This is a genomic window from Pseudomonas putida (genome assembly GCF_028682455.1).
Classification (GTDB): domain Bacteria; phylum Pseudomonadota; class Gammaproteobacteria; order Pseudomonadales; family Pseudomonadaceae; genus Aquipseudomonas; species Aquipseudomonas putida_AA.
This window is the reverse complement of record NZ_JANHLD010000003.1, coordinates 136,643-150,780: the sequence shown is the minus strand read 5'-3', so window position 1 is coordinate 150,780 and position 14,138 is coordinate 136,643. Positions and strand designations below refer to the sequence as shown.

The 14,138-nt window shown below is 62.6% G+C and carries 12 protein-coding genes; 2 read left to right on the top strand and 10 right to left on the bottom strand.

Annotated elements, in window-relative coordinates; translation table 11 throughout:
- Positions 1-3: 3 nt before the first annotated feature.
- The 7 genes from NPS58_RS17855 to NPS58_RS17825 form a co-directional block, all read right to left on the bottom strand.
- Positions 4-177, bottom strand: coding sequence for a hypothetical protein (locus NPS58_RS17855; RefSeq protein WP_274116672.1), 174 nt, complete (start codon positions 175-177; stop codon positions 4-6).
- Positions 174-1,301, bottom strand: a complete 1,128-nt coding sequence (locus tag NPS58_RS17850) for a PepSY-associated TM helix domain-containing protein (protein ID WP_274116671.1) — start codon at positions 1,299-1,301, stop codon at positions 174-176. The genes NPS58_RS17855 and NPS58_RS17850 overlap by 4 nt, the downstream gene beginning before the upstream one ends.
- Positions 1,301-3,724: a TonB-dependent siderophore receptor gene (locus NPS58_RS17845; RefSeq protein ID WP_274116670.1), complete on the bottom strand. Its 2,424-nt coding sequence runs from the start codon at positions 3,722-3,724 to the stop codon at positions 1,301-1,303. The genes NPS58_RS17850 and NPS58_RS17845 overlap by 1 nt, the downstream gene beginning before the upstream one ends.
- A gap of 160 nt (positions 3,725-3,884) precedes the next feature.
- A complete protein-coding gene (locus NPS58_RS17840; RefSeq protein WP_274116669.1) occupies positions 3,885-4,841 on the bottom strand; it encodes a FecR domain-containing protein in 957 nt (318 codons plus the stop codon).
- Positions 4,838-5,356: an RNA polymerase sigma factor gene (locus tag NPS58_RS17835; RefSeq protein ID WP_274116668.1), complete on the bottom strand. Its 519-nt coding sequence runs from the start codon at positions 5,354-5,356 to the stop codon at positions 4,838-4,840. Before NPS58_RS17835 ends, NPS58_RS17840 begins: the two co-directional genes overlap by 4 nt.
- Positions 5,357-5,450: 94 nt before the next feature.
- The gene (locus NPS58_RS17830; protein WP_274116667.1) at positions 5,451-6,155 is read right to left on the bottom strand and encodes a 3'-5' exonuclease; all 705 of its coding nucleotides are present in this window, start codon (positions 6,153-6,155) and stop codon (positions 5,451-5,453) included.
- A complete protein-coding gene (locus NPS58_RS17825) occupies positions 6,152-8,089 on the bottom strand; it encodes a DUF294 nucleotidyltransferase-like domain-containing protein (protein WP_274116666.1) in 1,938 nt (645 codons plus the stop codon). Before NPS58_RS17825 ends, NPS58_RS17830 begins: the two co-directional genes overlap by 4 nt.
- 234 nt (positions 8,090-8,323) lie before the next feature.
- On the opposite strand from NPS58_RS17825, the gene NPS58_RS17820 reads away from it, so the two are divergent.
- Positions 8,324-8,767, top strand: a complete 444-nt coding sequence (locus tag NPS58_RS17820; protein ID WP_337994269.1) for a response regulator — start codon at positions 8,324-8,326, stop codon at positions 8,765-8,767.
- Positions 8,768-8,830: 63 nt separating this feature from the next.
- Here NPS58_RS17820 and NPS58_RS17815 read toward each other — a convergent pair whose 3' ends face one another.
- Positions 8,831-11,008 (bottom strand): malate synthase G, encoded by a 2,178-nt coding sequence (locus NPS58_RS17815; protein ID WP_274116664.1) that lies wholly within the window; start codon positions 11,006-11,008, stop codon positions 8,831-8,833.
- 437 nt (positions 11,009-11,445) lie between these two features.
- On the opposite strand from NPS58_RS17815, the gene NPS58_RS17810 reads away from it, so the two are divergent.
- Positions 11,446-11,964, top strand: coding sequence for a glycine cleavage system protein R (locus NPS58_RS17810; protein WP_274116663.1), 519 nt, complete (start codon positions 11,446-11,448; stop codon positions 11,962-11,964).
- Positions 11,965-12,175: 211 nt separating this feature from the next.
- Here the strand turns inward: NPS58_RS17810 and rarD are convergent, their stop codons facing one another.
- Together rarD and NPS58_RS17800 are read right to left on the bottom strand one after the other, a co-directional pair.
- A complete protein-coding gene (gene rarD / locus NPS58_RS17805) occupies positions 12,176-13,063 on the bottom strand; it encodes an EamA family transporter RarD (RefSeq protein ID WP_274116662.1) in 888 nt (295 codons plus the stop codon).
- 64 nt (positions 13,064-13,127) lie between these two features.
- Entirely contained in the window at positions 13,128-14,102 is a 975-nt protein-coding gene (locus NPS58_RS17800; RefSeq protein ID WP_274116661.1) for a serine/threonine protein kinase, read from the bottom strand.
- Between the last annotated feature and the right edge of the window lie 36 nt (positions 14,103-14,138).

Here is a 14,138-nt window from a genome sequence, read left to right as displayed (position 1 = left end):
TGGCTACCGGCAGAACCCGCGCAGGCTGTACCAGGCCGGCAATCCCAGCCCGACCCAGGCCAGTGCATCCCACCAGCCATCCCCCAGCAACGCCGCGAACAGCCCTGCAGCACCCAGCAGGGCGATCAGTGCGGGCATCCCGAACACTGAACGCAGGCTTGATGACTTGCGCTTCATTGCGTCACCTGCGCCTGTGCCGCCGGCACTGCAGCCCGGCGCCGAACCACCCACAGGTACACGCCACTGCCCAGGACGATAATCGTCAGCACATCCAGCAGGGCCCAGAGAATCTGCATCGGCCGGCCGCCGTAGTCACCGAAGTGCAGCGGCTGCGACAGTAGCATGGCGTCCATGTACCAGGGCCGCTCGCCCACGGCGGTCACTGCCAGGGTCTTCGCATCGATCAGTACCGGTGTCAGCAGGTGCGCCGTCAGGTGGGTGCCGCCTTTCATGAACACCGAATAGTGGTGTTCGCTGGAAAAGCGCGTGCCCGGGAAGGCAATGAAGTCCGGCACCATGCCTGGCGCAGCCTCGGCGGCGATGTCCAATACCCGGCTGACAGGGGCCAGTTCGGTCAGGGGCGGGGCATCGCGGTAAGGGGCGACCATGGCGCTGAGGCTGTCGTTGCGCCAAGCGGCAATGACCAGGTCCGAGAGGGCGCTGATCACCCCGGTCACACCCACCACCAGCGCCCAGGTCAGGGTGACGATACCGATCAGGTTGTGCAGGTCGAGCCAACGCAGGCGCCGCGATTTCTCATGGCGCACGGTGGCGAACTTGAGCCGGCGCATGAACGGTGAATACAGCACCACGCCGGAGACGATCGCCACCACGAACAGCAAGCCCATGAATGCCAGCAACAACTTGCCGGGCAGGCCGGCGAACATGTCCACGTGCAGGCGCAGCATGATCATCATGAAGCCGCCGTTGGCCGAAGGCATTTCCAGCGCATCGCCGGTGCGGGCATCGAGCATGAAGGTGTGTGACGAGTTGGGTTCGGTGCCGGCAGTGGCAGCCATGATCGCCACCACCCCGTTGCTGTCGTCCTCATCCCAGCCAAAATACTGCATCACCTCGCCGGGCCGATGGGCCTGGGCCTTGAGCACCAGTTGCTGGAGGTCCAGCTTGGGTGTGTCGGCGGGCATTACTTTCAGTTCCGGAGCATCGCCCAGCAGGTGGTCGATCTCGTGATGAAAGATCAGCGGCAAACCGGTCACTGCCAGCATCAGCAGGAACAGGGTGCAGATCAGGCTGGTCCAGGTGTGGATGAAGGACCAGCGGCGTATGGTCGAGCTTTTCATCAGAATTTGTAGTTCACGCTGGCAACCACGTTGCGCTCGTCACCGTAGTAGCACCAGTAACCGTCGCAGTTGGCCAGGTAGTCCTTGTTGAACAGGTTCTTGGCTTCCACGGCTACGGTCATGCCCTTGAGGGTGTTGACCTTACGACCCAGGTCGTAATGCACCGACGCGTCATAGATGGTGTAGGAGCCGACATAACCCAGGTCGGTATTGGTGGTGTTGCCGTAGTTGTCGCCTACATAGCGCACGCCACCACCCACGCCGAAGCCGTCGAGCACACCGGTGTGCCAAGTGTAATCGGCCCACAGGGTAGCCTGGTTGCGCGGGATCAGCGCCATGCGGTTGCCTTTTTCTCCGGCATTACCCTTGAGGATTTCGGTATCGGTGTAGCTGTAGGAGCCGACCAGCTTGAGGTTGTCGGTTACCTGGGTGACGGCTTCCAGTTCGAGGCCGCGAACCTGCAGTTCGCCAACCTGGCGGGTAATGTTGCCTTCAGTCACCTCCACGTTTTCCTGGCGCAGGTCATACACCGCAGCGGTGTACAGGTTTTTGCTGCCTACCGGCTGGTACTTAACGCCCACCTCGTACTGACGCCCCTCGGTCGGTTTGAGCGACTCGGTAGTGTTGGCGGCGGCGCCGGTGGTTGGCTGGAACGACTCGGTGTAGGAGAAGTACGGCGTCACACCGTTGTCGAAGACATAGCTCAGACCGACGTTGCCGGTGAAGGCCTTGTCGCGTTGGGTGTTGGTCGCATCGTTCTGGTTGTGGAAAGTGGTGCCGGTGTGTACCCAGTCTTCACGGCCGCCCAGGGTCAGGCGCCAGTTGTCCAGGGCGATCTGGTCCTGGACGTAGAAACCGGTCTGGTAGGTCTTCTGGCCATAGTCGTACATGGTGAAGTACGACACGTTGGAGAAGTCCTGGCCGTACGGTGGGCGGATCACATTGCCCGGCGGCACGCTGAAGCTCAGGCCGTAGTCCCATTTGTAGTTGGTGTTCGAGCGCTGGTGGTCCAGGCCGACCAGCAGGGTGTGGCTCAGGTCACCGGTCTGGAAGTCGGCCTGGAAGTTGTTATCCACGGCGAACTGGCTGATGTCTTCGTCGACGATGCCGGTTTCACGCGGGACGGTGCCATCAGGCTGGATGGTGTTGTTGTTCATGGTCGCTACGTTGATGCCCTGGAACGACAGGTCACTCTTGGTGTAGCGCAGGTTCTGGCGGAACTGCCAGACATCGTTCAGGCGGTGCTCGAAGGCATACCCGAGCGCATAGTAGGTGCGGTCGTAGAATTCCCAGTCCGGATCGCCCAGGTTCTTGTGGTGGGAGATGTCGCCCGCAGGGGAGTCCAGCTTGGTGCCTTGCAGCGGCAGGAACTGGCCGGAGATACCAGTATCGTCGCGGGTGTACTGGGTGATGAAGGTCAGCTTGGTGTCTTCATCCATGTTCCAGGTCAGGCTCGGCGCGATGTTGTAGCGCTTGTCGGGAACGTGGTCGGTCGGCGAGTCACTGTCGCGTACCACACCGCTGACGCGGTAGAGGAACTGGCCCTCATCGTCAACCTTGCCGGTGCTGTCGAAGTTGATCTGGCGGTGGTTGTTGCTGCCCACCTGCGCTTCGACCTGATGGGCGCTTTCGGCCTGCGGGCGACGGCTGACCATATCGAGCATGCCGCCGGGCGGAGTCTGACCGTAAACCGAGGAGGCCGGGCCGCGCAGTACTGCAATGCGCTCAAGGTTCCAGGGCTCGACTTTCGGGTTGGCGAACGAGCCCTTGGGCAAGGGCAGGCCGTCGAGGAACTGGGTCGGATCGAAGCCGCGTACACGCAACCAGTCGGAACGGGGGTCGGAGGCGTAGCCGCTGCTCTGTACACCGGCGGTGTAGCGCAGAGCATCGTTGAGGTTGAGCACCTGACGGTCATCGAGCTGCTCGCGAGTGATGACGCTCATCGAGCGTGGAACTTCAACGATTGGCGTATCGGTCTTGGTGCCTGCAGCGGTGCGGGTGGCGGTGAAGCCGGTGGCCGGCCCCCAGGCGCTTTCATAGTCGCCGGTGGCATTGATGCTGGTTTCCGGCAAGGCCAGGGTGCCTTCGGGAGTGGCGATCAGGCTGTAGGTGCCCGCGTTGCTCTGCTGCAGTTGCAGGCCGGTGCCGCGCAGGGCTGCCTGCAGGGCGCCGACGCCGTTGTACTGGCCCTTGACCGCTGCCGAGGTACGGCCTGCCGCCAGGCTCGGGTCGAGGCTCAGGGCGATGCCGGCCTGGCTGGCGATCTGGTTCAGGGTACTCGACAGGGGGCCTGCGGGCAGGTCGTAGCTGCGCATCGCGGACTGCTCGGCAGCGATCAGCGGGCTGCTCACCAGCGGGGCGGACAGGGCAATAGCCATGGCCAGCAGGCTGGGGCGCAGGAAGGTTTCAAAGGCACGGGTCATGCAGCGGCTCCTCGACGGATAAGTGCTAACTAGCTTCCTTGCCGAGTGAGTTGGAAAAAGTGACAGGGCTTAGTGAAAATTATTTTGATTTGTATTGCGGGTCTTTCGCGGGGCAAGCCCGCTCCCATCGGTGGGGGCGGGCTTGCCCCGCGAAAAGGGATTAGGGGCGAGCCACCACCGTCACCCACCACGGGGTGTGCTGCTCGATCTGCACCGGCAAGGTGGGCAGCAACGAGGTCAGGGCAAGGTTGGTGTCGTTGAGCGGGAAACTGCCGGTAATGCGCAGGTCGGCCACTTCCGGGGCGACATTCAGGTAACCGCTGCGGTAGCGGCCCAGTTCGTCGATCAGGTCGCTCAGGCGCACGTTGTCGACCACCAGCATGCCGCGGGTCCAGGCATCGGCGCCGACACCCAGGCTGGTAATCTTGCCGAGCTGATCGTGGGTCATCAGCACTTGCTGGCCTTCATGCAGGATCTGCTCGTCGCCGCTGTCCTGGGGGCGTGCCGCCACTGCCGATTGCAGGACACTGAGGCGGGTGCCCTGGTCCTCCATCTTGACCAGGAAGCGGGTGCCGAGCGCGCGCATGCGTCCGTCTGCGCTCGCCACCACGAACGGCCTGTCGTCCTTGTGGCCGGTTTCGATGGAAACTTCCCCTTCGTGCAGGACGATCAGGCGCTCTTTTTCATCGAAGCGGATGTCTACCGCCGAGTGGGTGTTGAGACTGATCAGCGTGCCGTCGGTCAGGCGCAGGGTGCGTTGCTCGCCGGTCGCGGTGCGCTGATCGGCCAGCCAGTAGCCCAGCGACTGGTGCGCGCTGACCCAACTGAGCAAGCCCACCACCAGTACCAGGCTGGCGACGCCGCGGCCCAGCTTGCGCACACGCTGGCGCAGGCTGGCGCGCGACTGCAGCAGGGCCTGGCGCGCCGGGCCCGCCGCCGCGGTGAAGCGTTGATCGAGCATGCCCAGTTGCATCCAGGCGCGTGCGTGCTCTTCGTCGGCGGCGAGCCAGCGGCTGAACTCGGCGCGCTCCTCGCTGCTGCCGCTGCCCGAGTCGAGGCACAGTTGCCAGGCGATTGCTGCGTCCAGCACCCGGGCGCTGACCGGTTTGTTGTTCATGTGGGCTCACCGTACAGCGCGATGTAGCACTGGCGCATGCCCTGGGCCAGGTACTGACGCACCCGGGACACCGAAACCCCCAGTTGCTCGGCGATCTCGGCATGATTGAGGCCGTCGAGCCGGTTGTACAAGAAGGCCGCGCGGGCTTTGCTCGACAGTTTGCCGAGCAGACGGTCGATGGCCTTGAGGTCTTCGAGGATCAGGTGTTGTTCTTCCGGGGAGGGCTGTTCGGCTTCGGGGACCAGCATCAGTTCGGCCAGGTAGGCCTGCTCCAGGGCTGCGCGACGGAAGTGATCGAACAACAGGCCCTTGGCAATGGCCAGCAGAAACGCCCGGGGCTCGCGCGGTGCAGGCAGCTGATCGCGCCCGAGCAAGCGCACGAAGGTGTCCTGGCTCAGGTCTTCGGCGCGCTCGGCGCAGACGATGTTGCGCCGCAGCCAGGCGAGTAGCCAGCTGCGGTGGTCGCGATAGAGGGTACCGACCAGCTCACTGTGTGGGCTTTGCACGGACGACAAGGTGTTCCCCGAAAAGATGCGTTAACTAACGAGAATTATTCGCGATTGTCGCAGAATGTGTTTGTTAAACGCAATTGACGCTCATCGGAAGACGCTAGAAGCCATGACTCTGGTGGCGCCGACGCCGCCAGCGTTGCAGCTGCTGGTCGAGCAACGCCGGGCTGTCCAGCTGCTGGCGCCGGGCCTGGCTGAACAGAATCAAGGCCAGTTCGGCGGTGACCATGGCATCGGCGCTGGCGTTGTGCCGCTCGATGGCTTCCAGGCCGAAGCACGCGGTCCAGTCATCCAGCCCGGCTTCGCGCAGGGTGATCTGCGGGTTGAGCAGCGGCGCAAGCTCGGCAACATCGAAGAAGAAATGCTGCAAGCGGTACCCCAGGTGGTCCTTCAGTGCCCGGGTCAGCATGCGTTGGTCGAACGGTGCGTGGAAAGCCAGCACCGGGCTGTCGCCAACGAAGTTCATCAGGTCCAGCAAGGCTTCGGCCGGGTCGCAGCCGGCCGCAATGGCGCTGGGCCCCAGGCCATGAATCAGCACGCTGGAGGTGAGCTTGTGATCGCGTTGATAGAGGGTGCGCTCGAACTGTTGGCTGAAGTCGATCGCGCCGTCTTCGATCACCACAGCACCGATGGACAGCACCTGGTCGCGATTGGTGTTCAGGCCGCTGGTCTCCAGGTCGAGCACTACCCAGCGCTGACGGCGCAGGGTGTCATCGTTCAGGGGCGCGGGGACAGGGATTCCAGCGACTCGTTGGCGAACGCTGTCCTCGATCTGTCGGGGGCGCAACCAGGTGAACAGGCTCACAGCTGATACCTCAGGGCCAGGCTGCCTTGCAGGCGCTGGGCCTGGCGCAGGGACTCGCGCAGAATGCGCCGGTCCAGGTGATTTAGGCTGTCGGGATCGACACGGTTGGAGTAGGGCTGGTTCTGCCGGCTCTGCAACTGGTGCTGCTGCATGCGCGTCTGCTGGATGAAGTGGTAGGCCTCCTCATAGGCGGCGCCATCGAGCGGGTCGATCACCTCGTGGCTGACCAACTCGCGAAGGCGCTCCAGGGTGTTGTTGGCGCTGATGCCGTTGGCCAGGGCCAGCAGGCGGGCGCCATCGACAAAGGGGGTGAGGCCCTGGACCTTGAGGTCGAGGGTGGCGGCCTTGTCGTTGCCCTTGCGGGTCAGCACGAACTCGCGAAAACGCCCCACCGGTGGCCGCTGGCGCAAGGCGTTCTCGGCCATCATGCGCTGGAACAGGCGGTTGTCGGCAACCTGCTCGAGGATACTCTGGCGCAACTGCTCGCACGGCTCCTCGGCGCCCCAGACCACCCGCAGGTCAAAGTAGATGCTCGAGGCCAGCAGGTTTTCCGGCGTGGCTTCACGAATGAAGGCGGCAAAGCGTCGGGCCCACTCGGCGCGCGACAGGCACAGCTCGGGGTTGCCGGCCATGATGTAGCCCTTGCACAAGGTGAAGCCGCACTGGGCCAGCCCTTGGTTGATGTGCTGCGCCAAAGGCAGCAGGCGGCCGCGGATCTCGGCGGCGTGGGCGGCATCGCGGGCTTCGAAAATAATGCCGTTGTCCTGGTCGGTGTGCAGGGTCTGTTCACGGCGGCCTTCGCTGCCAAAGCACAACCAGCTGAAGGGCACACCCGGGTCGCCCTTGTCCTCGATGGCCAGTTCGATCACCCGGCATACGGTGTGGTCGTTGAGCAGGGTGATGATCTGGGTGATCTGGGTCGACGACGCACCATGGGCGAGCATGCGGTCGACCAGCTGGCCGATCTCGCCGCGCAGCGATACCAGGCTTTCTATGCGCGTGGCATGACGGATGGTTCGGGCCAGGTGGACCAGGTCGACACGTTGCAAGGAGAACAGATCACGCTCCGAAACCACGCCGCACAGGCGCTTGTCTTCCACCAGGCAGACGTGGGCGATATGTCGCTCGGTCATGGCAATGGCTGCGTCGAAGGCGCTGGCCTGGGGGCTCAAGTAGAACGGATTGGCGGTCATGTGGCCGCCAATGGGCTGGGCAACGTCGGCGCTGGCATCGGCCACCACCTGGCGCAAATCGCGCAAGGTGAAGATCCCGATGGGAAAGCGCTGTGCATCGACGATCACGATGCTGCCCACTTGCTGGTCGTGCATCAGGGCCACGGCTTCACGCAGCGGCGTTTGCCGGTCGCAGACCACCGGGTGACGCATGGCCAGTTCACCCAGGCGGGTGTTGAGCGAGTACTGGGTGCCCAGGGTTTCTACCGCGCGGCGCTGGACCTGCTGGTTGACCTGGTCGAGCAAGCTACTGACGCCGCGCAGGGCGAAGTCGCGAAAGGCTTCGGACAACGCGAACAGGCGGATGAACGCAGCCTTGTTCAGTTGCAGGCAGAAGGTGTCTTCGGCGGCGAGGTGTTCGGTGCGGGTGGCGCGTTCGCCGAGCAGGGCGGCGAGCGGAAAGCACTCGCCGCTGGTGATCTCGAAGGTAGTCTCGGTGCCGGGGCGGGTCACGTGCTGGCGCTCACCGACCACGCGGCCCTGCTTGACGATGTAGAAGTGTTCGACCGGCCCGTCGCCGGGCTTGATGATGCTGTCGTTGGCCGCATAGAAACGCAGCTGGCACTGTTCCACCAGGAACGCCAGGTGGGCGTTTTCCATCAGATTGAACGGTGGAAAGCGTTGCAGAAACTGCAGGGTCCCTTGGATGTTCTGCAGTACTGCAGTCTTTCCTGCCTGGGCGAAGGCGTCCATTTTGCTCATGAACCTTACCGCGTCTTTATGGCAGCGCAGGGGCGCCGGCCTTGTTGTTTTCGGCTTTCATGGTCGGTCGCCACGCGTCCAGTGCCCATTGGACGTAAGTCTAAATGGCGCGACGGCCAGGGTGATAAACACGACGGGTGTCAAATTGCCGACGACAGTGGGTTGCAAGCCGATCAAAAGCGGTCTGAACTTGATTCAAGGGAAATTTTTCGAATGATTTTCAACGAGACGGCCATGCCTGACCAAGACGACATACTGAGTGACGCCGAGCGTGAAGCACTGGCGGCGGTGACAGCGCCTACGGCTGCGCCGCAGAAGGTATTGATCGTCGATGACAACGCACAGGCGCGCGAAGCTCTGGGCAGCTACCTCAAGAGTAAAGGTATCCCGTGCCTGGCCGCGCAGAATGCCGAGCGGGCGCTGGCGTACCTGAAGGGCGAACGCGATATCGGCTTGTTGATTACAGACCTGCGCATGGAGCCTTTCGACGGATTGGAGCTGATTCGGCAGATTCGCGAATCGGAGAAAGCGGCGTTGCCGATCATCATCGTGTCGGGTGATGCCGATGTGCCGGACGCCATTGCGGCGATGCACTTGAGTGTCGTCGACTTCCTGCTCAAGCCGATTGACCTGGACCGCTTGATGGAACTGGTGCGCAGGGAACTGGGGATCAAATGATCGCGGGGCAAGCCTGCTCCTACAAACAGCTTGTAGGAGCGAGCTTGCCCCGCGACAGGTTACTTACAGACCGTTCTTGGCCTTGAACTCACGACGACGACGATGCAGTACCGGCTCGGTGTAGCCGTTTGGCTGCTTGGTGCCTTCGACGACCAGCTCGACCGCCGCCTGGAAGGCGATGTTGTTGTCGAAGTCTGGTGCCAGCGGGCGGTACAGCGGGTCGTTGGCGTTCTGCTTGTCGACCACCGGCGCCATGCGCTTGAGGCTTTCCAGTACCTGGGCCTCGGTGACGATACCGTGGCGCAGCCAGTTGGCCAGCAGCTGGGCGGAGATACGCAGGGTGGCGCGGTCTTCCATCAGGCCGACATCGTTGATGTCCGGCACTTTCGAACAGCCTACGCCCTGGTCGATCCAGCGCACGACATAGCCAAGGATGCCCTGGGCGTTGTTGTCCAGTTCGTTGCGCTTTTCTTCTTCCGACCAGTTGGTGTCGGTGGCCAGCGGGATGGTCAGGATGTCATCCACCGACGCTGGTGCACGCTTGGCCAGCTCGGCCTGGCGGGCGAAGACGTCAACCTTGTGGTAGTGCAGCGCATGCAGCGCGGCAGCGGTCGGCGAAGGTACCCAGGCGGTGTTGGCACCCGCCAGTGGGTGAGCGATCTTCTGCTCGAGCATGTCGGCCATCAGGTCCGGCATGGCCCACATGCCTTTACCGATCTGGGCGCGGCCTTGCAGGCCGGTAGCCAGGCCGATATCGACGTTGGAGTTCTCGTAGGCACCGATCCACTTCTGGGTCTTCATGGCGCCTTTGCGCACCACGGCGCCGGCTTCCATGGAAGTGTGGATTTCGTCGCCGGTGCGGTCGAGGAAGCCGGTGTTGATGAACACCACGCGCTCGCTGGCAGCCTTGATACAGGCCTTGAGGTTGACCGTGGTACGGCGCTCCTCGTCCATGATGCCGACCTTCAAGGTGTTGCGCTTGAGGCCCAGCACGTCTTCGATGCGACCGAACAGCTCGTTGGTGAACGCGGCTTCTTCAGGGCCGTGCATCTTCGGTTTGACGATGTACACGGAACCGGTGCGACTGTTCTTGCGGCTGGTGTTGCCGTTGAGGTTGTGGATCGCCGCGAGGTTGGTGATCAGGCCGTCGAGGATGCCTTCCGGCACTTCGTTGCCGTCCTTGTCGAGGATGGCGTCGATGGTCATCAAGTGGCCAACGTTGCGCACGAACAGCAGTGAACGACCGTGCAGGGTGACCGAGCCACCGTTGGGCGCGGTGTACTCGCGGTCCGGGTTCATGGTGCGGGTGAAGGTCTGGCCGCCCTTGCTGACGCTTTCGGACAGGTCGCCCTTCATCAGGCCGAGCCAGTTGCGGTAGATCACCACCTTGTCATCGGCATCGACGGCGGCGACGGAGTCTTCGCAGTCCATGATGGTGGTCAGGGCGGCTTCCATCAGCACGTCCTTGATACCGGCAGGGTCGGTCTGGCCAACCGGGGTGGTGGCATCGACCTGGATCTCGAAATGCAGGCCGTTGTGCTTGAGCAGGATGGCGGTCGGTGCCGAGGCATCGCCCTGGTAGCCGATCAGTTGCGCGTCATCGCGCAGGCCGCTGTTGCTGCCGCCCTTGAGGGCAACGACCAGCTTGCCGCCTTCGATGCGGTAAGCGGTAGAGTCGACATGCGAGCCGGCCGCCAGCGGCGCGGACTCGTCGAGGAAGGCGCGGGCGAAGGCAATCACCTTGTCGCCACGGACCTTGTTGTAGCCTTTGCCTTTTTCTGCGCCACCTTCTTCACTGATGGCGTCGGTGCCGTACAGGGCATCGTACAGCGAGCCCCAACGGGCGTTGGAGGCGTTCAGGGCAAAGCGCGCATTCATCACCGGCACTACCAGCTGCGGGCCGGCCATGCGGGCAATTTCGTCATCGACGTTCTGGGTCGAGGCCTGGAAGTCTGCAGCTTCTGGCAGCAGGTAACCGATGTCCTGGAGGAAGGATTTGTAAGCCACGGCATCGTGAGCCTGGCCTTTGCGCGCCTGGTGCCAGGCATCGATCTGTGCCTGCAGTGCATCACGTTTGGCCAGCAGTGCTTTGTTCTTTGGAGCGAGGTCGTTGATGAGTTTTTCTGCCCCCACCCAGAATTGCTCGGCGTTGACGCCGGTTCCAGGAATGGCTTCGTTGTTCACGAAGTCGAACAGGACTTTGGCGACCTGAAGGCCACCGACTTGAACGTGTTCAGTCATTGCTTGCCTCACTCTGCTCAGCTATTCAGCTCTTCTATTTAAGCCTTGCGCGCTTCTCTAAACACGGCACCAGAACTTGCCCTATGGGCGGCTGGGTGCGGCCAGCCAGACGGGCTGGCGGGCGGTTGCGTATTTTCACAGGCGCCTTTGGCAGACATCGATTCGACGTTTTGTAGTCCGCGCTGCGGCATACTACATGATGCGCTGCGGTTGTGAAAATCAGACTAAATACGTCGTTCTGCGACCATTTGGTCGCAGAGGGTCACGCTGGGAGCCAGTATGTTCTCAAAAAAGTGGCAGATTGTTCCAGATAAATCTTGAAACAGTACACGATTTGTTCTGAGGGCCAGCTGCGGCAGGTTGCCGCGCCTTGCCTATACTTTCTGCGCGCCCTTGATTTTCGGGCGTCCGAAGGGCAACCAGCAGAGGTAAGGCGCGTGGATCATCTCGTATTGACAGTAATCGCCCCGGACAAGGCAGGCCAGGTCGAGCGTATCGCCGAGTGCATTGCCGAGCATAACGGTAACTGGCTGGAGAGTCGCATGTCGCGCATGGCCGGGCAATTTGCCGGGATCCTGCGGGTGGCGGTGCCGGCCGAGTCGTATGATGAACTGGTCGAGGCACTACAGGCCCTGGGAAAGTACGACATTCGCGTGTTGATCGCCGAAAGCGGCATCGAACCGTCGTGCACCTGGAAACCGATTGCGATGGAGCTGGTAGGCAATGATCGCCCTGGTATCGTGCGCGACATCACTCGCCTACTGGCCGAGCAAGGGGTCAACCTGGAGCGCTTTACCACCGACGTGCGGCCAGCACCGATGAGCAGCGAACCGCTGTTTCACGCCGATGCCTTACTGGCCATGCCGCTGACGTTGTCCCTGGATAGCTTGCAGACCAAGCTCGAGGCGCTGGCCGACGATTTGATGGTGGAACTCAAGCTGCGCCCGGAAGACTAGTTATCCCGATTTGTCGGGGACCGGCCTGTGGATAAGCTGGGGGAAGCCGACGCCAGCCCAGGCGGGCCGTGGCTTTGCCTCGATTGAGCAAAAAACCACCAATAATCAGCGGCTTGTGCACAAAGCGCGGGGATGAGGGTGTGGATAACCTTGGGAGAGGTTGCTGCAGGCCACGGATTACGTGGCCTGCAAAGGTTTGTACGTTTTTTGATCAGCTTCGCCGGCGCAAACTCAGCCAGGCATCGACGCTGTACAGGGCCAGGCCCGCCCAGATAAACATGAAGGCGACCAGGGTGCTGCTCGACAGATGCTCTTCAAACAGCAGCACGGCCTGCAGCAATACCAGGGTGGGCGCCAGGTACTGCAAGAAGCCCAGGGTGGTGTAGGGCAGGTGCCGGGCGGCGGCGTTGAAGCACACCAGCGGGACCAGCGTGACCGGCCCGGCAGCCATCAGCCAGAGCGCCTCGGTGCTGCTGTAGAAGCTTGGCTGGGCACTGGTTGCCAGGGGGTTGAGCAGCAGCCAGCCGATGGCCAGGGGCACCAGCATCCAGGTTTCCACTACAAGGCCGGGCAGGGCCGCTACCGGCGCCTGTTTGCGGATCAGGCCGTAAAAGCCGAAGCTCAGTGCCAGCACCAGTGAAACCCAAGGCAAGCTACCCACTTGCCAGACCTGCTGTGCCACTCCCACCGCCGCCAGGCCTACCGCCACCCATTGCAACCGTCGCAGGCGCTCGCCGAGCAGCAACATGCCCAGCAGCACGTTGATCAGCGGGTTGATGTAGTAGCCCAGGCTTGCCTCGAGCATGCGGCCGTTGTTCACCGACCACACATAAGTGAGCCAGTTACCGGCAATCAACGAGCCACTCAGCGCCAGGATGGCGAGGCGCTTGGGATTGTCACGCAGTTCACGCCACCAGCCGGGGTGTTTCCACACCAGCAGCAGCAGCGAGCCGAACAGCGCCGACCAGAGTATTCGGTGAACGATGATTTCTACGGCGGGCACGCTTTGCAGCGCTTTGAAGTAGAGCGGGAACAAGCCCCAGATAATGTAGGCGCTCAGGCCCAGGATGTACCCGCGGCGCGGGTTGGCGGCGTGCATGCAGATTCCTTGCTTAGGCAGCTAACTAAAAGCAGTGGCTATTGTAGACAGTCTGGCCCGCGCTTCAGAACAATTTCAGCGGTTCTTCATCCAGGGCAGCCATCTGCTCACGCAGGGCAAGTATCTGATCGCCCCAATAACGCTCCTGGCCGAACCATGGGAAGCTGCGTGGAAACGCCGGGTCGTCCCAGCGGCGCGCGAGCCAGGCGCTGTAGTGCAACAGGCGCAGGGCGCGCAATGGTTCGATCAAGGCCAGTTCGCGCGGATCGAAGTCGTGGAATTCGTTGTAGCCATCCATCAGCTCGGTCAGTTGGCCCAGGCGCTCCTGGCGGCTACCGGCGAGCATCATCCACAGGTCTTGAACCGCAGGGCCCATGCGGCAATCGTCGAGGTCGACGATGTGGAACACTTCGTCGCGGCACATCATGTTGCCGGGGTGGCAGTCACCGTGCAGGCGAATGGTCTGGTGCGGGGTGCTGGCATACACGGCTTCGACCCGCTTGAGCAGGTCGCGGGCGACCGACTCGAACGCCGGCAGCAGGCTCTTGGGTACGAAGTTGCCTTCGAGCAGGGTGTTCAACGAGGCATGGCCGAAGTTATCCACCGCCAGGGCTTCACGGTGTTCGAACGGGCGCGTGGCGCCGACCCCATGTAAGCGACCCAGTAGCTGGCCAAGGCGATAGAGCTGGTCCAGGTTACCCGGTTCCGGTGCGCGGCCGCCGCGGCGGGGGAACAGGGTGAATCGGAAGCCGCTGTGTTCGAACAGGGTTTCGCCGTTGTGGATGAGTGGCGCCACCACGGGTACATCGCATTCGGCCAGTTCGGAGGTAAAGTTGTGCTCTTCGAGGATTGCCGCATCGGTCCAGCGATCAGGGCGGTAGAACTTGGCAATCAGCGGCTCGCTCCCTTCGATGCCCACCTGGTAGACGCGGTTCTCATAGCTGTTGAGCGCCAGCACACGGGCATCGCTGAGAAAGCCGATGCTCTCCACGGCGTCGAGGACCAGGTCGGGGGTAAGTGTTTCGAAGGGGTGGGACATGTTCGCTCCTGCTGTGCGGCAGGTGGCCGCATCATG

What these genes read in the sequence shown, in the direction of transcription:
- NPS58_RS17855 (WP_274116672.1), bottom strand. Translation starts at nt 177, where the DNA reads ATGAAGCGCAAGTCATCAAGCCTGCGTTCAGTGTTCGGGATGCCCGCA.
- NPS58_RS17850 (WP_274116671.1), bottom strand. Translation starts at nt 1,301, where the DNA reads ATGAAAAGCTCGACCATACGCCGCTGGTCCTTCATCCACACCTGGACC.
- NPS58_RS17845 (WP_274116670.1), bottom strand. Translation starts at nt 3,724, where the DNA reads ATGACCCGTGCCTTTGAAACCTTCCTGCGCCCCAGCCTGCTGGCCATG.
- NPS58_RS17820 (WP_337994269.1), top strand. Translation starts at nt 8,324, where the DNA reads ATGCCTGACCAAGACGACATACTGAGTGACGCCGAGCGTGAAGCACTG.
- NPS58_RS17815 (WP_274116664.1), bottom strand. Translation starts at nt 11,008, where the DNA reads ATGACTGAACACGTTCAAGTCGGTGGCCTTCAGGTCGCCAAAGTCCTG.
- NPS58_RS17840 (WP_274116669.1), bottom strand. Translation starts at nt 4,841, where the DNA reads ATGAACAACAAACCGGTCAGCGCCCGGGTGCTGGACGCAGCAATCGCC.
- rarD (WP_274116662.1), bottom strand. Translation starts at nt 13,063, where the DNA reads ATGCACGCCGCCAACCCGCGCCGCGGGTACATCCTGGGCCTGAGCGCC.
- NPS58_RS17825 (WP_274116666.1), bottom strand. Translation starts at nt 8,089, where the DNA reads ATGAGCAAAATGGACGCCTTCGCCCAGGCAGGAAAGACTGCAGTACTG.
- NPS58_RS17800 (WP_274116661.1), bottom strand. Translation starts at nt 14,102, where the DNA reads ATGTCCCACCCCTTCGAAACACTTACCCCCGACCTGGTCCTCGACGCC.